The following is a 21,610-nucleotide window of genomic DNA, read 5'->3' as shown; positions in this document are numbered from 1 at the left end:
TCCAGACACCGAGCATGGAATGCCAACTGACTGAAATCACTCACCTCTTTTCCGATCAGGCTCTCAAGGGGCGTCCCCCGTTTCACGGCGAGCGGGGGCCAAGGCTATTGCCATCCGTTTCGAGGCCGAGCACGTCGGCCCGAAAGGCAGCCAGCTTCTGCATCCCCCTGTCGATCTCCCTGGTTTGCATGGCCTTGATGTCTGCCTCGCTGTACAGTCCGGAGCGCGCGTAATAGTCCGGCGGGTGGTCAGGTCCCCAGGCCTCCGGCCGGAACACCTGGTAATAGGGGACCCACGCGGTGCCGACGCGGATCTTGAGATCGGGGTCGACGATGTAGTGCCCGTGCCGGAAGCGCCGGAACAGGAACCGATTGTACGGCGACGTGCCATCGACCTCGTTCTTGGACAGGATGCTTGAGATGTAGGTCCGCTTCTTGCGCCGGTCCGGAAGCACTTCCTCGGGCAGGATGGTGACGACCTCGGCCAGGGCCTTTGCCGTGAAGCCCTCGTTGTGCCCGTATCGCGTCGCGATCCAGGGACCCAGGCGGCGATAGAACAACGCCCCCATGATGCGCAGCAGGACGTATTCCATCAGGTGACGGTCGAGTTTGATCAGCCGACCCCGGGCCTGGACGTCGATGCTTGGGGGCGCCAGAAGGTCGAACAGCTCGGGCAGCTTCTGGCGGGCAAAGCGTTCATCCGTCAGGCCGCGTTCCAGGGCGAAGTCCACGGCGGTGAAGCCGTGGTTGGCGGTCAGGGTGGGGTCGGCCCCACGCTCGATCAGCGTCTTCGCCACCGGGATATTGCCGACGCGGGCCGCCACCATCACCGGGGTCAGGTTGAAGGGAGTGCGGTGGTCGATGCCATAGCGCTCCACATCCCGCAGCACCGTGCCCGGGTTCTTGAACGCGTAGGCCTCGAAGTGCTTCCGGTGCATCAGGGTGACCGCCTTGTCCTCGGGGTCCAGGGCGGGCTTGAAGCCGTCCAGGGTCAGCCGGTTGAGGATCGGTCGGTACCAGTGCAGCAGGGCATGTTCGAACACCGGCAGAAGCTGCTTGCGGGCACCGGACGCAAACGCGGCCTCGCTTTGCGCATCGAAGGTGGCCCGGTCCACCACGCTCCACGGTACCGGCTTCTGCTGCAGGACGCGGTCGCGGATGTCCTGGGCCTGTTCCGTCTTGCCCTGCATCTCCAGGCGGCTGGCCTCGCGCTGCCACTGCTCCAGGCTGGAGTCCTCCCGCTCGGCCGAGACGGTGACCTCCGAGAACCGGGCCATCTGCAACACATCGATGAGCGGATGGCCGTGGTCGGATTCGACCCAGTACAGGTTGCGCACGGCACGGGTGATGGCGACGAACAGGGCGTTGATGTAGAACTTGTAGACTTCCAGCGACTTGTCGCGCTTGTCGCGGGCACGCGCATAGGTCAGCGTGTCGGTCTCGAGGGCCGCCGGATCGACGTCCCGGGTCACCTCGCGGAAAGCCTTGGCTTCGTCGCTGACCACGTTGAACAGGATGATGCTGTCGTATTCCAGACCCTTGGCTTCCTGGACGGAGAACACCAGCGGGGTATTGAACCAGCGCCGGGCCTCGTCCTTCTGGTCCGGGTGCAGCACCAGCACCGCGACCCGCGTGGAGCGCCGGGTGCGGTCGTCCAGATCACCCAAGACTTCCGGGGTCTGGGGCAGCAACTGCAGCCGGCCCGGCTCGCGCGCCACGCTGCGGACCAGATAGTTGCTTTCCCGGTCAACGGACCCGAAGCGAGCGTGCTTGAGCTTCAGGATTCGGTTGGCCACCTCGGTGACGGTCGCGGTGTTGCGATAGTTGGTGCGCAGAATCCGCACGATCTCGCCGTCGTGTGCCCCCGAAAGCCCGCGCGCCTCAAAGAACAGCGACTTGATGTGCGCCCAGGAGAAAAAGTTCGGGTGCACAATCTGGTTGGAATCGCCGGTCAGGATGAACTCGCCGGCGGTGCGGAGTGACTTCAGGATCAGATAAAGCTGGATGTTGGTGATGTCCTGAACCTCGTCCACCACCAGGAAATCATAACGTGGTACCACCGCCCCCACGTACTCGTGGCTGACGATATTGGAATCGTACAGATTTGAGTCACGCAGAAAAACCCTGTACTTCTCGAAAAGATCATAGACCGCCGGCCGGTCCTCCTCGCTGAAGATCGATTGCTTGACCCCCAGGTCGAGATAGTCCTCGCGGCTCAGCCAGCCCTCGTCGCCGACCGGGCCGGTGATGACGCCCCGGATTTCCTCGAACACCTTGTGAGCGTCACGCAAGCGGCGCGCCGCCGGCTGACGGACGAACCACGCCTGGAAGTCGCGGGGCGTGACCTCGCGGCCCTCGGGCACGCGGATGCTCTCCAGGAATTCCTGGAACGACAGGAAGTCGATCTCCTGATCGTCGTTGGTGTAGTTCCGGGCGTAGTACAGATCGCGCGCATTCCGGACCAAGTATGGCGACAGGCTGACATACAGCATGTCGCCGACCATCTGCTTCATCTTCTCCAGGGTCAGCGCGGTCTTGCCGCTGCCCGCCGAGCCGATGATGATGACGGGCGGCGACAGCCCGTGAATGGCCTCCTGCTCGTCGTCGAAGGTCAGGATCTTGTCGAGGATGTTGAAGCGCGGCTTGTCCGGGTCCAGCAGCGGCAGGTCACCGGCCGGCGTGGCCGCGTCGGCCTCGATCACCGGGATCTTGTCCTCGTCGATCTCGGCGCCGCGGCTGAGAAAGCGGGATTTCTCGTAGGCGTGATTGCGGATGTGCTCCAGGATCAGGCAGCAGGTCTCGCCGCGCGCCCGGTACAGCGAGAACAGCAGCCGGTCGCTTTTGTTCAGGCGGGCGCGATAGAGCGTGTCCGTCAGCTTGCGGACGTCGGCGCGGGCGAAGTCGCGCTCGCCCAGGGCGTGGACGACCTTGTCGAAATTGGGAATCTGCTCGGGGATCAATTCGTTGTAGACAAGAACGCGCATCGGCCTTTTCCGGCGACGGTGGGAATGAACGCTTGCGCCGTCCACTCACCCGTCCACTCAGAAGCGCGGACCAAGCCGTTCGCGTGGGCGGCCAAGCGGGCGAAGGTTACCGTCACAACAACACCATGCCAAGGCCGGTCCCCGGGGCGCCCCGGCGGGGCGGTTCATCCAAACCGACATCCTGGCCCATGGCGGCTCCCCCTTCATGGCCCTACTCCTGGGGTGCGTTTGACGCGACCCCGTGCCGATCGGGAGAGCCGCCACAGGCCGCTTACGCCATGTCTCAGTAGCGCCCGGACTCCACGAGTCCGGCCAGCACCGCGACCACCTCCGCGTCATAGCGATCCGGCAGCTTTTTGAGGATGTCCAGAATATCCTCCGGCGACGCCGCGTGCCGGTAGGATCGTTCGGCCGTCCGCGCGGCGAACACGTCGGCGACCGCCAAAATCCGGCCGGGCAGACTGATCTCGTCGCCCGACAGCCCGTTGGGGTAGCCGGAGCCGTCCAGGCGTTCCGTGATCTCCGTCAGGGTATGCGTGATCGGCAGGCTCGGATCGAGATCGTCGAGCAGGGCGCAGGCATGGCCGATGTGGGCCTTGATGACCTCGCGTTCTTCCGGGGTCAGGCGCTCGGTCTTGGTGAGCAAATCGCGGGGCACGAACAGCTTGCCGATCTGCGAGACCTGTGCCGTAAACTCCAGGGTCAGGCGGTCGTCGTGGTCCAGGCCCATCTCGTCGGCGATCAGCAGGGCGATGCGCTCCATGCGGGAGGCCTGGTCGGCGAGATAGGGGTCGGCGGCCCCGGCGGTGCGCCCCAGCGCCCGGACCACGGCACGTTGCAGGCTCTCGGTGCGGATCCGCTCCTGGACCAGATCGGTGATGTCCTGGACCAGCACCACCCAGCCGTCTTCGTGGTCATGGCCTTCGCCGCGCAGGGGATTGCGCAGGACCATCACCCAGCGCGATTGTCCGCCCAGAGGACATTCGGTGGGCCAGGACAGGCGGCCTTCCTGGCCCAGGGTCAGGAGCCGGGTCGCCGTCTCGGTGTCGTCCAGAACGTCGGCCAGGGGGCGCCCGATCATGGCGGCGCGCGGCTCCCCCACCAGCGCGCAGGCGGCGGCGTTGGCATGGCGCAGCCGCCCCCGGCTGTCGACCACGAACAGGTATTCCGTGATCCCGTCGATGACGGTGTCGAGCAGGTGGCGTTCCGACTCCATCCGCGTCGCGAAGCGCTGGTACTGGTCGGCGAGCTTGCGGTTGGTGGCGGTGCCGTGGCGCCAGGAGAGCCCGAGAATGAGGGTGATCACGGCCAGGGCCGCCGCGCCCGACACCAGGTAGCCCGCGACGAGCGGTCCCCGGCTGTCGGCGAGGATGGCATCCCACGGCCGAGTGTAGTGGAGGCTCCAGGGCAAGCCCTCCGGCTGGCGCGTGGCGACCAGCAGACCGTCCGTTCGCGGGGTCGGTGCGGACGTCGCCGTGACCTCGATCGACTCGCCCGCCGTGGCGAGTGCGTCCGGGGCTTCGATCGCCGCCATCAGCGGCCCCGCCGGGAACCGGGCCGCCAGCGCCGCCACGGTCTCGCCGGCGTCCTGCAGCGAGCGCACGGGCACCACCAGGTCGACAGCGCGCGTCTCGGCGGTGCCGGCATCCGCCGTGACCGGCGTGCCCGTCTCCATGATGGTGCTCAGGCGCGCCGGCGGCATCCGCGCCAGGTCGGGCCCGGCGTCGCCCACGACCATCCAGGCCTCGCCGTCCGGGCGCAGCAGCGTCAGGCCGCTGGCCCCGAACGCCATGGCCTGCCGCTCCAGGGCGCCGCGCAGAAAGATCAGTTCCGGGGTCACCGATGTCTGGCGCCCGCTGGCCTGGGCGGCGGCCAGTTCCGTGGCCAGGATGCGCAGCGCCTCGCCGCCCGCCAGGGCGCGCAGGCTCTGGCGGCGGCTGTCCAGCCAGGTCTCGATGCGGTCGAGGCGCGTCGTCAGCACCGCCGCCGCCCGCACCTCGGCCGCCGCGCGTTCCTCGGCGCGCTCGCCTTCGGCGTACAGGTGGGTCAGGCCGATGCCCCCAAGCAGAACCAGTCCCCCGGCGGCGGCGGCGATCCACAGCGCGGTGCGCTTCTCGGACCGGCCGGCGCCATATGCCGGCTCGGGGGCCGGCGCGCCGGCGGCCTGGGCGGCCGTATCCGCGACGGGCAGGGGCGCGGGGAGGGGGGCGTCTGGATGCACGACGGTCTTCACCTTCTGTCGTCTCCCGTCATGGCGGTCGCGGTCCGGGTCCTCCCGGCGCGGGGCGCGGCCGTCAGTCCGATGGTGCCGGTGCCGCCTCGTCCAGCACCGTCTCGGGAAAATACAGCCACCGACCGCTGTGGTCGAAGGCGTAGACCGGCACGAAGGCATGCTCCCGGCCGGAGTCGGGTCTGTGCACGCCGTAGCGGGTCATGGCGATCTGAACCTGCGGGGTCTCGACCAGCACCACGTGGGTGGTCTCCAGGGTCAGCGTGTCGCGGGCGACGATCAGGCGGACATGATCCGGGTCGAGACCCGCGGCCCGCAGCGTATAGTAGCGGGCCAGGGCCCGGCCCAGGCCGTCCCGCCCGTCTCCGGCGAGGAGGTTCTGCATGGTCGGCCAGGGGCCGACATGCTCGGCGGCGATCGCCTCCGGGCTGAGCGCCAACAGGTCGTCCAGGAATGTCGCGACGGCCCGCGCCAACCGGTCCGGCGGCAGCCGGGACAGTCCCTGGATGCGGTTGAGCCACACCTTCTCCGGCAGGCTGAGGTCGGGACAGGGCCGCTCGGCGCAGGCCGCCATGCGCGCCAGCCAGGGTTCGACCTCGGCGAGGGCGGCCCGCCAGCGCGGAAACGCCGACAGGTCCGGCGCGTGCACCGACACGGTGCCCATGATGTCCAGGCGCATAGACTCGAGCGGGTCACGCTCGGCGGCCCGGCCCGGCAGCGACGCGACCAGGGCCGCCAGCCCGATCAGGCCGGCGAGCAGCACCCCGGGGCGTCGGGGGCGGGCAGGGGGGGGACCGGCGCAGGCGGCCATGGTCAACGCTCCGTCAGGGCGCGGGACTGCGTCTTCAGGATCGGCTTCAGCAGGTAGTCCAGGATGGACCGCTTGCCGGTCAGGATGTCCACCGTGGCGATCATACCGGGCATCAGCGGCAGGGTCTCGCCGTTGCGGTTCAGGGTGTTTTCGTTGGTGCGCAGCGTGATGAGGTAGTAGCTGTCGTTGGTGATCTCGTCGACGATGGTGTCGGCGCTGATCGACTCGAGGGTGCCCTTGAGGCCGCCGTAGATGCTGAAGTCATAGGCCGTGAACTTGATCATGGCCTCCAGCCCCGGCCGCAGGAACCCGACGTCCGCGGGCCGGATCTGGGCCTCCACCAGCAGGGTGTCGTCGACGGGGACGATTTCCATGATGTCCATGCCCGGTTGGATCACGCCCCCGATCGTGCGGACGGTCAGGGTCTTGACCACGCCGTGCACGGGCGAGCGGATCTCGGTGCGCTTCACCCGGTCCTGGGCGGCGGTCAGCCGTTCCGCGATCCCGGCCAGTTCGCTGCGAGCCTCCAGCAGCGCGGCCTGTGCCTCCGTGCGGAAGGTCAGGTACTTCTCCTCGATCCGTTCGCTCGCCTCCTGGAGGGCGGACTCCGCTCGGGGCAGCGCCAGTTCGGCCGCTTCGATCTCGCCTTGCAGGTCGTTGGCCTCGCGCCGCAGGCGCAGCAGATTGATGCGCGGCACCACGCCGTTGGCCACCAGCGGGCGGGTGATCGAGATCTCCTCGTAGATCAGGCCCAGGCTGTCGCGGGCCTGCTCGACCCGGTTTTCGAGTTCCAGCAACTCCTGGCGCCGTTGCGAGACCTGCCCTTCCAGGATGCTGATCTGCACCTCCAGGTTCTCGCGCCGGGTGCGCATCAGTTCGCGCTCGGACTGGGCCACGCCCGGCGCGCGCGCGACGAAATCGGCCGGAAGCTGGAGCGGTGTGCCCTCCACCTCGGCCTTGAGGCGCGCGATCCGGGCGATCAGCGTCGTGCGGCGGGCCTCCAGTTCGCCCAGGTCGGAGCCGAAGCCCACGTTGTCCAGGCGCATGAGAACCTCGCCCTGGCTGACCAGTTTGCCGGGCTGGACCAGGATCTCCTCGACGATGCCGCCTTCCAGGTTCTGCACGACCTGGATCTTGGAGGAGGGGATGACGCGGCCCTGGGCGCGCGTCACCTCGTCGATGACGGTGTACTTCGCCCACAGGAAGGCGAGCACGAAGAACACGACGATCACCATCAGGACGATGTACGCCACGCGGCTGGGGCCGATGACCTCGGCCTGAACCCGATGCTGGGCAAAGCGCACGTCGTCCCAGGATACCGTCATCGCGATCCTCCGCGGTTACGTCCGTACGAAGCGGTCGGACCCGAGGAGTCGGGCCCGGCGTCCGGCCGTCGGCCCTGGGCCGGGATCGGTCGTAGGCCGCTGGCCCGCCCGGGGCGACCGCCCTCAGCCTTGGGCCGGGTGGTCTCCTCGGCCGATGCCGGCAGGTTGGCCGCGACGGCGAGCTTCGGCCGGGGCGGGGCGGACGGCGCCAGGACTTCGCCGGGTCGCCGGCGCATGGCCACCATCGCCGCCTTGCGGGGCCGGGTCTTGCCGTTGGACGGCGCCGCGGCCGGCGGCTTGGGCGGCGCGGCGGTGCGCCAGGCCAGGGAGTCCGGCGGTGCGGTGACCCGCGACGACAGCCGCTGCGGATCCTCGAGGCGGGACGCGGGACGGGTCCCGGCGGACGGCGCCGTCCGCGCCGCGGTCTCCGGTTGCCGGGCCGCCGGCTCGGGTCTGCGCTCGGCGGCCGCTCTGGCCGTGGCGCGGACCGCAGACCTCTCGGACGCCGGTTCGGGCGTCGCCTCAGGCGCCGTCTCGGGCACTGCGGTGGGGGCGGCGGTCGGCCCCGTGCTCGACGGTGTGGTCGCCGTCGGGGCGTCGGCGGGTCCCCCGCGCGTGTTCGCACGGTCCCCGTCTTCTTGAAGCACCGCGGCGGGTGCCCTGTCAACGGGCGGCGCGGGTGGCGCCGGAGTCCGGACGAGGGTGGGGCGCGGCGGCGCAGTGCGCAGGCCGGGCGCGCTCACCGGCCGTGTCGGTGCCGGTCCGGCCGCCGCCGGCGGTGTCCGGAGCACCGGGCGCTCGGACTTGGCGTCGCCGTGGGCGGTGAGTGCGGCCGGAGCCGTCGGATCCGGCCTTTCCTCGGCCGACGCGGCGGGCGCGTCCACGGGCGCCGGGGGCGGCTCGTCGGCGGGCTGGCGCCCCGCCCGCAGGGGAACGGTGAGGGGGCGCCGGATCGACTTCGGCGGTGTCTCGCCTGTCGCGGCACCGGCGGTGGCCGCGGGGGCTGGGGCCTCGGTGGTCGCAGGTTCGGGCGTCCGCTCCACGGCCCGGGGCGGCGCGGCCGCGGCCGGAGGCTCCGGCGTCTGTGCCGGGGGCACCATTGGGGCGGAGCCGGGCCGTGGACCGGCGTCGTGGCCATCGTTGGCGGCGCGCACCCGATGGGTCGCGCTTTGGGCCGCCGGCTTCTCCGGGCGAGGGGGCGCCGGCGGCCGCGACGGCCTGGCCGCTTTCTCGGCCGTGTCGCTGTCCGTCTTCGCCTTCTTCGCCGTCTTCGCACTCTTTGCCGTCTTCACCGTCTTGCCGGCGCTGTCCGCCGCCTTGGCGTCGTCCGTCCTGGTGTCGCCGGCCTTTGCCTCACCGGACTTCGTCTTGCCCGCCGCGGCCAGATCGCCGCGCTCGATATGCGCCTTGAGGGTCCGGGCCGGCGGCAGCCCGCGGCCGCTGACGGCCCCCTTGGGCAGCAGCTTGGGCAGCACCTCGTTGACCGGACCGTCGGCGATCGCCTCGCCCTTCCGCAGCACCAACAGCCGGTCGGCGATGCTCAGCAGGGAGGGCCGGTGGGTGATGATGATCAGCGCCTTTTCCTTCAGGGCGGTGCCGAGTCGTTCCACGAAGGCCTCCTCTGTCGGGATGTCCATCATGCTGGTGGGTTCGTCGAGGACCAGGATCGGCGGATCCGGCAGCAGGGCCCGTGCCAGGGCGACCGCCTGGCGCTGCCCGCCGGACAGCAGCGAGCCGCGTTCGCCCACCGGCATGTCGTAGCCCAGCGGGTGGCGGCTGATAAACTCGTGGGCGCCGGACAGTTCGGCAGCGCGCAGGATCATCTGATCGTCGGCCTCCGGGGCGCCCATGGCGATGTTGTCGCGCACGGTGCCGGTGAACAGGACGACGTCCTGGAGCACCACACCCGCCGTGCGGCGGATGTCGGCCGGGTCGATCTGCTGGATGTCGGCGCCGTCGATCTGGATCGAGCCCTCGCCGGGGTCGTACAGACGGGTGAGCAGGCGGGCGACCGTCGACTTCCCGGATCCGATCGGCCCCATGATGGCGACGCGCTCGCCCGGGCCCACGGTGAAGGTGACGTCCTTGAGGGCCGGCGTCTGGGTGTTCGGATAAAAGAAGGTGACGTTGCGGAAGTCGATGCGGCCGGCGAGGGCGGGGCGGCTGAGGAACTGCTTGCCGGCGGGACGGTCCACCGGCAAGGCCATGATCTCGTCGATCGACTTGCGCGCCGAAAAGGCGTGATGCAGGCGGGCGACCAGACCGGCCACCTGGCCGAGCGGCGCCATGATACGCCCGGTCAGGATGGTCGCGGCGATCAGGGCGCCCATCGTCATCGCGTTGTTCGAGATCTGATAGACGCCGATGATAATCACCGAGACCGTGACGATGTGGCGCACGAAGTCGGCGAAGTGGACGCCCAGACCGGACAGGAACTTGACCCGCGCCCCGAGGCTCGCGGACTCGCCGGTGAAGGCTTCCCAGTCGCGCTGCATGCGCCCTTCGGCGCCCAGGCTCTTGATCGTCTCCAGGGACGAGATGACCTCGACCAGGATCCCGTGCTTCTGCGAGTTGCGCTCGTTGGTGCGTTGCACGGCCCGGCGCAGCGGCGCCTGCAGCAGCAACCCGCCGATGATGACCACCGGGACCGCCAGCAACGGCACATAGGCCGCGGGTCCGGCGATCCAGTAGATCACCGCGATGAACAGGAAGATGAAGGGAATGTCGACGAGCGCGACCACCGTGGCCGAGGCGAAGAAGTCGCGCACGGCCTCGAACTCCTTCAGCTTGTTGGCGAAGGCGCCCGAGGAGGCGGGCCGCGCGCCCATGCGGACGTTGAGCGCGTGGCCGAAGATGATCGACGACATCACCACGTCGGCGCGCTTGCCGGTGTGGTCGATCAGGTAGGCGCGGATCAGGCGCAGCACGAAGTCGAAGGCGTAGACGATGACCACGCCGCTCGCCAGCACCCACAGCGTCTCCAGCGCCTGATTGGGCACCACGCGGTCGTAGACGTTCATGGTGAACAGCGGGCCGGCGAGGGCGAACAGGTTGACCATGATCGCCGCCAGGATGACGTAGGCGTAGACTCGGCCCATACGGCGCAGGGTCGACCAGAACCAGTCGCCCTTGGGCGGTTCGACCCGATCGTCGGATTGGCCGCGATACGTCACCTCGGGGCGCGCCAGGATCGCGTACCCCTCGTAGCGGGCCTCAATGGCGGCCCGCGACAGGATCTCGGTCCCGGTCCCGGTCTCCGGCAGCAGAACCTCGAACTGGTCGCGGCGCACCTCGCGCAGAACGACGTAGGTCGTGCGCCCCTTCATCAGCAGCACGACCGGATAGAGATGATGCGGGATGTCGGCGAAGGGGCGCCGCACCAGCCGGGCACTCAGGCGGGCACGCTCGGCCGCGACCGGGAACAGGTGCGGCGTCAGGCGGTTGTTCTCCAGCGGCAGGCCGGCGGTGAGCGAGGCGGCGGACCGGGGCCGGCCGTGCAGCCGGCATAGCGCCAGCAGGGCGCCCAGCAGCGGATCCGCACTCTCCGGCTTGAGGTCGGTCGGACGCAGATCCCAGCCGCGCGACTCCTCGCTCCCCGCGCCGCCCCGGGAACTGTCCGGAGGCGCCGAGAACCAGGAGTCGTCTGACCTGGTGTCCTTGCCGACCATGTGGCGAACCACCATAATTCGTTTTTTTACAAGCAGGTAGAGCCTTAGGTTCGACCCACTTCTGAAGGATAGTCCTGTTCTTGACAGAGAGCAAGCGCCGAATCCGGGGTGCCCTCCCCCACCAGTTTCGCAGCAGTCTCCTGTTATCCGTTGAAGTCAGACACTTTTTCTCGCTCGTGACATCCAGCGGCGCGCCGCCGACTCCGATGGCCGCCGTCGCGGATGCGCCGGGATCGGTCTCGTTGCGGTCCACGACCCGCCGTGGCCGCTCTTGTGCCGACTCCCGCCGGTGTCCCTCTCACATATATAAAATTTATGTCTTATCAAGATGATAACGCGGCCTTCGAAGGTGTGACGTCAATCACTGCGCGGGCCACAGGGGACTGCTCCAGTGAGTCGGACGTCAGGGCTGGCTGGCGCTCTCTGCGACGGCGATCAGCCCGTGCCTTCCTGGGACCGAGACCGCATGAAGGGCCGTCCGCTGCGCGTCCGCCGGGCCGTGGCCCCTCTGCTGGCCGCGGCGCTGTCGGTCGGGCTGGCCACGGCCGTGGCGGCCGAGCCCACGACCGGCGTGTTCGGCAGCATCGAACACGAGCGTGTCGACATGACGGCGTTCCCACGCTGGGCGGCGGTCCTGCGCGACAGCGCCCAGGCCCGCCGGCCGGCGGTGGCGGCGGACTGCGGGGCGGCGCGGAGCGCGGCGTGCCAGAGCGACCCCTGGGCCGCGATCATCGGGACGGCCCGCGGCCTTGAGCCGATGGCGCAGCTGCAGCGGATCGACGCCGTGCTGGACCAACAGGACTACGTGTCCGACTCGACCAACTGGGGGCGGTCCGATCACTGGGCCACGCCGGCGCAGTTCCTCGCCCGCGGCGGCGATTGCGAGGACTTCGCCATCGCCAAGTACATGGCGCTGCGGGCGCTGGGGTGGCCGGCCTCGGCGTTGCGCGTCGTGATCGTGTCCGACCTCAACCTCGGCATCCGGCACGCGGTGCTGGAGGCACGGCATGCCGGCCGGCGCTACATCCTCGACAACCAGATCGACCGTCCGGTCACCGATGACCGGATCTCCCACTATCGCCCGATCTACTCGCTCGGCGAGGGGCGCTGGTGGCGCCACATCACGCCGGATCCGGCGAGGCCTCGGAGTCGGCCGCCGATGCGGCAATGACCGCGGGGCCGGACAGCACCATCTTGATGACGTCGGCCTGGCGCTGGGTGCTGGTCTTGCGGAACACCGATTTGAGCTGGCTGCGCAGGGTCGCCAGTTGCTGGCCGCGGTCGGCGGCGATCTGGTCCAGGGTCTGGCCACGGGCCAGGCGGGCGACGATCTGGGCCTCGGAGCGCGTCAGGCCGTACAGGGCCGAAAGACGGGCGTCGCTGATGGTGAAGGTGGCCTCGGGGTCCGCGATGAACAGGGCCGCGCCCGGATTGGCGGGGCCGGCCGGCACGACGATCACGGCATAGGGGGTGCCGCCGTCACGCGGCCGCACGGCGATGGCGCCCTCCGGCATCGTTCCATCCGGGAGCGCGCCGCCCTCGGCCACGGCCTCGATCGTGCTGCGCAACCGACTGGTCTCGTCGGCATGCGCGGCCACCAGGTAACCGCCGCGGTTGCGACCCAGGGCGGTGCCGGTCTCCAGCAGCCGCTTGGCATGGGTGTTGGCATGAACCACGCGGCCGTCGGGTCGGACCAGAACCAGTGCGAGCGGGAGCCGGTCCAGCATGTCGTAGGCGACGGTGCGGGCCCTCTCGGCGTCGTCCGAGAGAGTCCGCCGCAGGCGCGCCCGGTGCAGCGCCCGAGTCAGTCGCGCCGGCGTTACGTCAGCAAGGTCCAGAACCTCGTCGGCCCCGGCCCGGACCAGGGCCTCCTCGCCGGCCGCGGTCAGGCCGCGGACCACGACGGTCGTGTCCGCCGTCCGGCCGCGCAAGGCGGCGATCGCCTCGGCGTCGGTCTCGTCCAGCAGGACCAGCACAGGAACCGCCCCCATGCGGGCCAAGTGCTCGCGGTGCTCCAGAATGCGGTGACGCAGGCCGGCGTCCCGCAGGGCGTTCAGAACCGGGGCGGGGTCGCCCGCCAGAGGAACGCAGACCAGGGCGGGCGGTTCTTTCTGGGCTTGCAACATGGGGTCAGGCTTTCTTGTCCAAGACCACCGAATGTAGCGGCGCGGGTTGGTACGACAGTCCTTGCCGTTGGGGATGCCCCCCACACGCGCAGCCGACCCAACAACACTCCACCCAAACAGTTAACATTTTTACACAGTCCGGCGTTATTGTTTTTCGACATGGCGCCCGTGCCGCCGGTTTCACCCCCGGCCGCGCAGCCGAATTGCCGGCACCGGGGCGGCATGGCACCATGCCGTGCGGGGCGTGATCGCGGGGCGACGGCAGGAGGCGAAGCCGATGGACGAGGACGCGGGTCCGAACGCGGGTCCCAACGCGGGTTCGAACGACGTGGACCAGACCGGCGGCCGGCGGGCCCGGCGCGGCATGCTGGTGGTGATGATCACCCTCGCGGTGGTGACCGTGGTCGGCATCGGCCTGGTGGTCTCGTTCGTGCAGGCCGAGCGCGAGCGCGAGGTGCAGAACTGGCAGGTGCGGCTCGGCATCGTGGCCGACGGCCGCGCCGGCGCCCTGGCGCAGTGGCTCAGCGAGCAGGTTGGCGTGCTCAGCCACCTGTCCACCAACGCCAACCTGCAGCTCTATGCCATGGACCTGGCCTCCGGGATCGGCGACGACATCGACCAGGTCGAGGGCAATTTCATCCGCAACTTCCTGAACGCGACCGCCGACCAGACCGGGTTCGTGCCGAGCCGCCGGGCGAGCCGGGTCGATGCGAACGTCAGTGCGCCGGTCACCGCCGGGCTGGCGATCGTCAATCCCGGGGGCGGCCTGATCGTGGCCAGCGAGTTCATGCCGGGGCTGCCGGACGGCTTCGGCCCCATCCTGGCCGCTGCGTCCGACGGCAAGCCGGCGGTGTACGGGCCGCAGGACGGCCCCACCGGCGAGCCCCTGCTGGGGTTCGCCGTGCCGCTGTACGCCGTGCAGCAGGAGGCCGGCAGCGGCAACGAGATCGGCTACATCGTCGGGCTGCGGCCGTTCGACCGCACGGTGTTCGATCTGCTGGAGCAGCCGGGCAACGCCTGGGAGACCGCCGAGACCTACCTGGTGCGGCAGCGCGATCGCTCCGTGCAGTACGTCACGCCGCTGGCGGACGGCACGCCGCCGATGGGCAAGAGCTTGTCCCTGGACACGCCGGAACTGGCCGCCGCCCGGGCCATCGACGATCCCGGCCTGTTCGGCTTCGGCCGCAATCATGCGGGCGACGACGTGCTGTTCACCAGCCGCGTCATCCCGCGCACCGACTGGGTGCTGGTTCACGCCATCCACGAGGCCGAGGCCCTGGCCGCCTCCGAATCGCGGCTGCGGACGACGCTGATCGTGTTCGTGCTGCTGATCGTCTTTGTCCTGGTGGGGGCGCTGGCCCTGTGGCGTCATGGCACATCGGTGCGGCTGGCCGAGGTGGCGACCCGGCACCGCATCGCCGCCGATCGGCTGCGCAACTACATGAAGTTCGTGCGGGTGGTCACCGATGGCCAGCCGACGGCCATCGCCGCCGTGGACGAGGGCGGGCGCTACACCTTCGCGAACATCGGCGCCACTTGGGGATCGGGCCTGACGCCGGACCAGATCGTCGGCAAGACCATGTCCGAGGTCATGGGGCCGCACACCGCCCGTCAGTTCCAGGAGTTGAACGACCAGGCCTTCCGGACCGGCAGCCCGGTCTCAGAGGTGCGCGCGCTGGAGCGCGACGGCCACGAGCGGATGATCAAGTCCGACCACATTCCGCTGGCCGCTGATCGCGACCACCCGCGCTCTGTGCTCATGGTCCTGGAGGACGTGACCGAGTTGATGGCCGAGCGCGCCCGTCGCGAGGCCATCATGCGCCAGCTCGTGGGCACCCTGGTCAGTCTGGTGGATCGGCGCGATCCGTTCTCGGCCAACCACTCGGCCCTGGTGGCCGAACTGGCCCGCGACATCGCGGAGGAAATGGGCGAGCCGGAGGAGATGTGTCGCACCGTGGACATCGCCGGCAATCTCATGAACGTGGGCAAGATCTTGGTTCCGGAGGAGATCCTCACCAAGACGGGGCCGCTGACCGAGGACGAGATGACGGTGGTCCGGGACGCGATGGTGCAGACCGCGGATCTGCTCGGCGCGGTCTCGTTCGACCTGCCTGTGGCGGAGACCCTGCGCCAGCTTCAGGAGCGGTGGGATGGGCACGGGTACCCGGATGGCCTGGCCGGAGACGCCATCCTGCTGTCCGCCCGCATCGTGATGGTGGCCAATGCCTTCGTGGGCATGGTCAGCCCGCGCGCCTTCCGTGGGGCGCTGCCGGTCGACACCGCCAGCGCCGAATTGCTGAAGGACGCCGGCGCCCGCTTCGACCGGCGCCCGGTGGCGGCCCTGCTCAACTACCTTGAGAATCGGGGCGGCGCGGAGCGCTGGCGCCGGGTGGGCGAGGATGATGGCGGCGGCTAGGGGGCGGCGTCCGGCCCGCTTCCGCCGGAGCCGCGCCGGCGCGCGCGACGCCGACTCCGGTTCGATCAGGTGCCGCCGGTCGCTTTCCGGGCGTCGAACAGACTGAACAGGGATAGGGCGCGAACGCGAAACAATAGGGCTAGCCCTCGATTGACAACATCATGTAAGGTGCTCTAACCGTTATACAAGACTCGTAACAATACCTGGCCCGTCATCCTGGAGACTGCCACGCGTCGGTGTGCTGTCAGGCTTGCCCCAACGGAGGGAAACATGCGTCTTTTTCGGCCCCTGCTTCTGGCCACCAGCGCGTTGACACTCCTCGGCGGCGCCTCGGCGTCTGCCATGTCGCTTCAAGAGGCCGCGTCTCGGGCGGTGACCACCAACCCGCAGATCGAGGCCGCCAAGGAGAACCGGCGCGCCCAGGTCTACGAACTGGAGCAGGGCCGCGGTCTGTACTTTCCGCGCCTCGACCTGAGCGCGGATGTCGGGCCCGAGTGGACGCAGACGCGCGCCATCGACCCGGACAAGACCCTGCTGCGCTACGATTCCCAGCTCCGCCTGACCCAATTGCTGTTCGACGGTTTCAGCCGCGAGGCGCTGATCGAGCAGCGGGCCTCGCGCCTCGACGGGGCCTCGTACCGGGTCGAGGAGCGGGTCGAGACCCTGTCGCTGGATGCATCCGAGGTTTATCTGGACGTGTTGCGCTTCCAGGACCTGCTGGGGATCGCGCGCGAGAACGTCGCCGTGCACGAGAGCATCCTGGCCCAGGTGCGCCAGCGCGTGGAAGGCGGCGAATCCGGCGTCGGCGACCTGCAGCAGACCGAGAGCCGGCTGGCGGCTGCGCGCGAGACCGTGGTCAGTTCGGAGCAGGATCTGCGTGATGCGCGTGCCCGCTTCATGCGGGTGGTGGGCGCTGAGGCCGAGGGCCTGAATCAGGCCCCGTCGGTCGCCGGCTCGTTGCCCGGACGCCTGGACGAGGCGGTCGCCTACGCCATCAACAACAGCCCGACGCTGCGCGCGCGGGCGGCGGAGATCGACGAGGCCGCCGCCGTGCACCGGGAGGCGGCGGCGCGCTACTACCCCACCATCAATCTCGAACTCCAGCACAGCCGCAATTACAACGTCGACGGCGCCAACGGTGCCAACAATGACGCCAGCGCCCTGCTGCGCCTGAACTGGAACCTGTTCAACGGCGGCATCGACACCGCGCGGCGCTCGGAACTGGCCCACCGGGTCGGCGAACAGCGCGCCGAGACCATGAATGTCGAACGCGCCATCGCCGAGGAGACCAAGATCTCCTGGAATGCCCTGGACGCCGCGCGTACCCGGGTCGGCATCCTGCGCGAGCAGGTGTCCTCCAATACCGAGGTCGTCGCGACCTACCGCCAGGAATTCCTCATCGGCCAACGCGACCTTCTCGATCTGCTGGACAGCGAGAACGAACTCTTCCTCGCCCGCAGCGCCCTGGTCAGCGCCCAGTACGTGACGGAGTTCGCCGCGTACCGCATCCTCGCCGTCATGGGGGCGCTGTCCTCGACCCTGGGCATCGGGGACCCGGCGGAGGCCGTGGCGACGGCGCGGGCCGGGGCCGAGGTCGTGCCGGACTACAGTTTCGGCAACCGCAGCCCGGCCGACGCCAACCGGCCGGCGCCGGATCAGCCCACCATGACGTCGTCGACCGCTCCGGCGCAGCCCGCCGCACCGATGGCGGCGCGGCCGGCCCCGTCGTCGGGGCAGCATCTGTCCGCGCCGGCGGTCCCGGCCCCGGTCTCCGATCCGTCGTTGGCCTACGCACCGCCGGCGCCGTCCCCGCAGGCCGCTGCGCCCGTGATCCGCGTGTCGGGCGGCGACAACACGACGGCGTCCCTGAACGCCCGCAGCCTGGCCGCGGCCCGCGGTCAGCAATAGGCGCGCCAGGGTGGAGAGCGGACGGGGCGCCGCGTGGCGTCCCGACGGCCGGATCATCGTATGGCATCGGACCCGCTCTCGGGCTCCGATGCCGGACGAGAGTATGCCACAGCCTTTCTATATCAATGCTTTGCGGGCGTTTCCTGATAAGCGACGAGAGCATCGCCGGCCAGACGACAAGACGGTCTGACCAGTGACGCGACGGTCGGAGCGCCCGCCCGTCACCGGCCGGTGAGGGCGTCCGCCATCGCCGCGAACCGGGCCGGATCGGCCACCAGGCGCGGCACCTTGTGTTGGCCGCCGGCCTGACCTCGGGCCGCCATCCAGGCCGCGAACCGGCCCGGCGGCAGCACCGTGACCGCCGGCGGGTCCAGGCCCTCGCCACGATGGGCCTCGAAGTCCTCGTTCTCCGCCGCCAGCGCCTGGTCCAGGGCCGCCGCGAACGCCGCATTCGCGGACTCATCGGGTGGTGGAGCGGCGAACTCGATCAGCAGGCGGTGGCGACCGGTCTGGCCGGGACGGTCGGGCACCACGGCGCCCATGGTCCAGTCCGTCACCTCCAGGCCGGCGGCGCCGGCCGCCCGTGCCACGGCGGTTTCGACCTCGCTGGCGATCAGGTGCTCGCCGAACACCGACAGGCTCCAGCGGGTCCGCCCGGTGACCAGCAGCCGCGGCGGGGCGTGCTCCACCAGCCGCACGGTGTCGCCCAGGACATAGGCCCACTGGCCCGCGCAGGTGCTCAGGACCAACGCATACTCCCGGCCGATCTCAGCGTCCGCCAGCCAATGGCGCCGGGGCGCCTCCCGGTCCAGGTCCTCGACCGGCACGAACTCGTAGAACAGGCCGGTGTCCACCATCATCCGCAGACCCTCGTCCGGACCCCGGTCCTGCACCGCGATGAACCCTTCGGAGGCCGGGTAGACCTCGGCGCATTCCGCGCGGCTGCCGGCCAGCAGGGCCTCGAAGCGATGGCGGTAGGGGGCGAAGGCGACCCCGCCGTGCACGAACAGCTCCAGGTTGGGGAACAGGGCGCCCAGGGTGTCGGCCCCGGTGGCGGTCCGCAGCCGCTCGGCCAGCACCAGCACCCACGAGGGTGTGCCGGAGAGAAGACGCACATCCCGCCCCGGCAGGTCGGCGGTCAGGCGGTCCAGCTTGGCTGGCCAGTCCGGGATCAGCGCGATATCCCGGGGCGGGTAGTTCAGGGGCCGCGCGAACCACGGGATCTCCGCGGCCGCGATGCCGGACATGTCGCCGACGCGCACCTCCGGGGCCAGCCGCTCCAGGTCCGTGGAGCCGCCCAGCATAACGTTCGGGCCCCCCCAGACCCGACTGTCCGGACGGCGCTGGAGATGAAAGGTCAGCAGATCGAGGGCGGCGGCGCGGTTGCCGGCCAGCATCGGCCGCGTCACCGGGATGTGCTTGGTGCGGCCGGTGGTGGTGCCGCTGGTGACGGCGAAGTACGGCACCCGTCCCGGCCAGGTCACGTTCTCCAACACCGGGAACGGCGCCTGCCAGTAGCGCGCCCACATGTCCTCCCAGGTCCGCAGCGGGACCCGGGCCTGGAAGTCGGCCACCGAGCGGATCCGGTGGAAGGCGTGATCGCGCCCGAACGCGGTATCCTGGGCATGCCGGACAAGGTTGGACAAGGTGCGGGCCTGGACCGCCACGGCATTCTGGCGGGCCAGCCGTCGGGCACGCCGGTGACACCACAGGCGCAGCAGCGGGGTGACGTCGAGCATGAGCGCCGTCGTCTCAGCGGTCTCCGTGGGCGGGACTCAGACGATGCACCACCACGGCCTCGCGCGCCACGGTTTCCGGCCGCAGCGGCACCCGGATCAGGCGCCCGGCCCGCCACAGGTCGATCTGGTCGAGCTGGGTCGCGCTGTTGAACCAGCCGTCCTGCCCGCCCAGCAGCACGAAATGGTTGTCGTCCGGGTCGGACAGGTCGGATATGTGGCGCGCCTGGGCGCCGTAGCGCACGGTATGGGGCTCCGTGGTCTCCGGATGGGCGGCCTTCATCAGCGTTTCCTGGCTGCCCCCGGTCGGAAAGGTGCCGAACCGATAGCGGCCGCCCAGCAGCGGCACATTGCCGAGCACGGTCGCCATCGGCATGCGGTGGATGTCGCCCCACACCCGGTGGGTCTCCAGGGTCTCCGCCGCCGTCGCCAGCGCGCCCTCGGCGACCGCCAACAGCGCGGGGTCCTCCAGCGCGCGCACCACCTCGAACACACGCCACTTGCCGTCGCCCCCGCCCCAGTCATCGGGCCTGTCGAGGTCGCGCCACACCGCGGCGGCGAACGGGACATAGAAGGCCTGGAACGCCAGCGCCCCGCGGCTGTCGCCATCGAAGCGGCCGTCCCAGGCGGCGATCAGGTCCCAGGCCGGACGCCCGGCGAGGCGCGCGCCCAGCCGTGCGACCAGATGATCGCGCAGGGTCACGGCCCCCAGGCTGTAGGTGTCGGTCTGCAACTGCGCGAGTTCCTCGACCGTCCAGGGGGTATCTTTGGTGCGCACCCGCTCGCTCAGGCGGTCGATGCGGTCGGGCCCGGAGAAGAACCAGCCGAGCGGAAACGGCGCCGGCCCGGGCGGGTTGTTGGCCGACGCCACGAAGCCCTGGGGCGGGTTCTCGATCACCGGCAGCTCGGCCGTGGTCGCCAGGTCGGCCCACCAGCGGCGGACGTCGTCGGGGTCCTGGATCAGACGGTCGGCCGCATCGGCGTCGCGGCGCGGGATCTGGGTGGCCGCCACCAGGCCGATGGTGCCGTGGCGGTCGGCGTAGACCATCGACTGCGCCGACACGCCGAAGGGGGCGAAGGCGGCCCGGAAGGCGTCGAACGTCGTCGCGCGGGCGGCGTTCAGCAGGGCCGTGATCTCGTCCGTGGGCGTGTGGCCGACCCAGCGCAGGGCCACCGTCTCGTCGTCGCGGAACGGCAGCAGCGGGGCGTCCGACAGGACCGGGCCGTATGGCGAGACCCGGTTGGTGCGGGTGGTGTCGAACCAGGCCCGCACCCCCAGGCGGTGGGTCTCGGGGGTCAGGGCCGCGGCCGGCAGACCGCCGACATCCACCAGGTCACTGGAGGCGGCGCGCATATTGGTCCCGCCCCAGGCGATATCCGGGGTTCGGCCCAGGGCGAACAGCGGCAGCCCCACCGGCATCAGGCCGACCACGTGCAGCGTCGGGCTCTTCACGCCGGCGATCAGCCACAGGTTGGGCTGGCTCACGCCAAGGTGGGGGTCGCTGGCGATCAGGGGCTTGCCGCTGGCGGTGCGGGTGCCGGCGAGCGCCAGGCTGTTGGAGCCGCGCGCCCAGCCGTCCAGGATCTCGGTCAGCAGGGCAAGGGCGCGGTCGCGTCCCGGCCGCACCGGCGCCTCCGCCAGCACCGCCTCCCGGCTGCTGGGGGCGAGGCGGCCGTACTGCAACTCGCGGGCCAGAACCGCGGCGAAGTCCGGGCGGTCGCGTTGTCCCAACAGCCGCACCCACATCAGCCAGGTGATGTCGGTGCCGGCGAGCCGACCGATGGTCAGCACCTCTTCGGGCGTCCAGGGCTCGCGCTCCAGTCCGAGCACCGCGAAGTCGTGCGGCAGGTCCTCGACGGTCATGAGGTAGTGGTTGAGGCCGTCGGTGAACCGTTCCAGCCAGCGCCGGCTCTCGGGCGGCATGGCGGCCAGGATGGCGGGAGCGGCGCGGCCGAACCCGAGCACGCGCAAAGCGTGGTCGAGGTCGAGGATGAACGGGATCGGCCCGGCCATCTCCGCCACCCGGCCCTGACTGAGCCGGCGGGCGGTCTCCAGTTGCCCTAGGCGCAGGTGGGCATGGACCATCCCCAGCACGAAGGCGGCGTCGGCGTCCGTCTCGGCCTCCACGAACGGCACCTGGTGCGCGGACCAGGATACCGTGGCCGGGCGTTCCAGCGGCAGGGCGTCGGTGGGGAAGATGGCCAGGCGCTGCGCCAGCGTGGTCGGCTCGGGCAGCGGGGTGACCAGCGCGCAGCCGGCGGTGCCCAGGGCGGCCACCGCAATCAGCGGCCAGCGGGCCAGGCGCGCGCCGAGGTGGGATCGGCGGGGACGGCGGGGACGGCGGGGGTGCGGCATGCGGCGATCCCAGGGCCGTGTGGGGGCCGTGTGGTGGGCGATACGGGGGCA

The 21,610-nt window shown here is 70.3% G+C and carries 11 protein-coding genes; 3 read left to right on the top strand and 8 right to left on the bottom strand.

Translation table 11 applies throughout. The features are described 5' to 3' along the window. Positions 1 to 82 precede the first annotated feature (82 nt). From GGD88_RS03230 to GGD88_RS18455, 5 genes are all read right to left on the bottom strand, one after another. Positions 83 to 2,983 (bottom strand): hypothetical protein, encoded by a 2,901-nt coding sequence (locus tag GGD88_RS03230; RefSeq protein ID WP_184431680.1) that lies wholly within the window; start codon positions 2,981 to 2,983, stop codon positions 83 to 85. Positions 2,984 to 3,266: 283 nt separating this feature from the next. Next, complete coding sequence (locus GGD88_RS19255) at positions 3,267 to 5,216, bottom strand: HD domain-containing phosphohydrolase (RefSeq protein WP_184431678.1); 1,950 nt, start codon at positions 5,214 to 5,216, stop codon at positions 3,267 to 3,269. 61 nt (positions 5,217 to 5,277) lie between these two features. Further along, on the bottom strand, positions 5,278 to 6,024 hold the full coding sequence (locus GGD88_RS03220) for a hypothetical protein (RefSeq protein WP_184431676.1): 747 nt from the start codon (positions 6,022 to 6,024) through the stop codon (positions 5,278 to 5,280). Between the two features lie 2 nt (positions 6,025 to 6,026). Continuing rightward, positions 6,027 to 7,349: an HlyD family type I secretion periplasmic adaptor subunit gene (locus GGD88_RS03215; RefSeq protein ID WP_184431674.1), complete on the bottom strand. Its 1,323-nt coding sequence runs from the start codon at positions 7,347 to 7,349 to the stop codon at positions 6,027 to 6,029. Next, on the bottom strand, positions 7,346 to 11,032 hold the full coding sequence (locus tag GGD88_RS18455; protein ID WP_221236981.1) for a type I secretion system permease/ATPase: 3,687 nt from the start codon (positions 11,030 to 11,032) through the stop codon (positions 7,346 to 7,348). Before GGD88_RS18455 ends, GGD88_RS03215 begins: the two co-directional genes overlap by 4 nt. Positions 11,033 to 11,483: 451 nt before the next feature. On the opposite strand from GGD88_RS18455, the gene GGD88_RS03205 reads away from it, so the two are divergent. Next, positions 11,484 to 12,188, top strand: coding sequence for a transglutaminase-like cysteine peptidase (locus GGD88_RS03205; RefSeq protein WP_184431672.1), 705 nt, complete (start codon positions 11,484 to 11,486; stop codon positions 12,186 to 12,188). Here the strand turns inward: GGD88_RS03205 and GGD88_RS03200 are convergent. Then, positions 12,139 to 13,143 (bottom strand): helix-turn-helix transcriptional regulator, encoded by a 1,005-nt coding sequence (locus GGD88_RS03200; protein WP_184431670.1) that lies wholly within the window; start codon positions 13,141 to 13,143, stop codon positions 12,139 to 12,141. The two genes, GGD88_RS03205 and GGD88_RS03200, sit on opposite strands and share 50 nt — an antisense overlap. A gap of 277 nt (positions 13,144 to 13,420) precedes the next feature. Here GGD88_RS03200 and GGD88_RS03195 point away from each other — a divergent pair, with 277 nt between their 5' ends. Then, positions 13,421 to 15,559, top strand: coding sequence for an HD domain-containing phosphohydrolase (locus tag GGD88_RS03195; protein WP_184431668.1), 2,139 nt, complete (start codon positions 13,421 to 13,423; stop codon positions 15,557 to 15,559). 270 nt (positions 15,560 to 15,829) lie between these two features. Beyond that, positions 15,830 to 17,467 carry a TolC family outer membrane protein gene (locus tag GGD88_RS03190; RefSeq protein ID WP_184431666.1) on the top strand — a complete coding sequence of 546 codons (1,638 nt, stop codon included), beginning with the start codon at positions 15,830 to 15,832 and terminating at the stop codon, positions 17,465 to 17,467. A gap of 221 nt (positions 17,468 to 17,688) precedes the next feature. Here GGD88_RS03190 and GGD88_RS03185 read toward each other — a convergent pair whose 3' ends face one another. Both GGD88_RS03185 and GGD88_RS03180 read right to left on the bottom strand, forming a co-directional pair. Next, positions 17,689 to 19,206: a GH3 family acyl-acid amido synthetase gene (locus GGD88_RS03185; RefSeq protein ID WP_184431664.1), complete on the bottom strand. Its 1,518-nt coding sequence runs from the start codon at positions 19,204 to 19,206 to the stop codon at positions 17,689 to 17,691. A gap of 13 nt (positions 19,207 to 19,219) precedes the next feature. Next, positions 19,220 to 21,559, bottom strand: coding sequence for a penicillin acylase family protein (locus GGD88_RS03180; protein WP_184431662.1), 2,340 nt, complete (start codon positions 21,557 to 21,559; stop codon positions 19,220 to 19,222). Between the last annotated feature and the right edge of the window lie 51 nt (positions 21,560 to 21,610).

The sequence above is a fragment of the Roseospira goensis genome, assembly GCF_014197795.1.
GTDB classification, from domain to species: Bacteria; Pseudomonadota; Alphaproteobacteria; order Rhodospirillales; family Rhodospirillaceae; genus Rhodospira; species Rhodospira goensis.
Note: the sequence above shows the minus strand (reverse complement) of the source record. Positions and strands in the feature narration are given on the sequence as shown.

What these genes read in the sequence shown, in the direction of transcription:
- GGD88_RS03230 (WP_184431680.1), bottom strand. Translation starts at nt 2,983, where the DNA reads ATGCGCGTTCTTGTCTACAACGAATTGATCCCCGAGCAGATTCCCAAT.
- GGD88_RS03205 (WP_184431672.1), top strand. Translation starts at nt 11,484, where the DNA reads ATGAAGGGCCGTCCGCTGCGCGTCCGCCGGGCCGTGGCCCCTCTGCTG.
- GGD88_RS18455 (WP_221236981.1), bottom strand. Translation starts at nt 11,032, where the DNA reads ATGGTGGTTCGCCACATGGTCGGCAAGGACACCAGGTCAGACGACTCC.
- GGD88_RS03190 (WP_184431666.1), top strand. Translation starts at nt 15,830, where the DNA reads ATGCGTCTTTTTCGGCCCCTGCTTCTGGCCACCAGCGCGTTGACACTC.
- GGD88_RS03195 (WP_184431668.1), top strand. Translation starts at nt 13,421, where the DNA reads ATGGACGAGGACGCGGGTCCGAACGCGGGTCCCAACGCGGGTTCGAAC.
- GGD88_RS03220 (WP_184431676.1), bottom strand. Translation starts at nt 6,024, where the DNA reads ATGGCCGCCTGCGCCGGTCCCCCCCCTGCCCGCCCCCGACGCCCCGGG.
- GGD88_RS03200 (WP_184431670.1), bottom strand. Translation starts at nt 13,143, where the DNA reads ATGTTGCAAGCCCAGAAAGAACCGCCCGCCCTGGTCTGCGTTCCTCTG.
- GGD88_RS03185 (WP_184431664.1), bottom strand. Translation starts at nt 19,206, where the DNA reads ATGCTCGACGTCACCCCGCTGCTGCGCCTGTGGTGTCACCGGCGTGCC.
- GGD88_RS03215 (WP_184431674.1), bottom strand. Translation starts at nt 7,349, where the DNA reads ATGACGGTATCCTGGGACGACGTGCGCTTTGCCCAGCATCGGGTTCAG.
- GGD88_RS03180 (WP_184431662.1), bottom strand. Translation starts at nt 21,559, where the DNA reads ATGCCGCACCCCCGCCGTCCCCGCCGTCCCCGCCGATCCCACCTCGGC.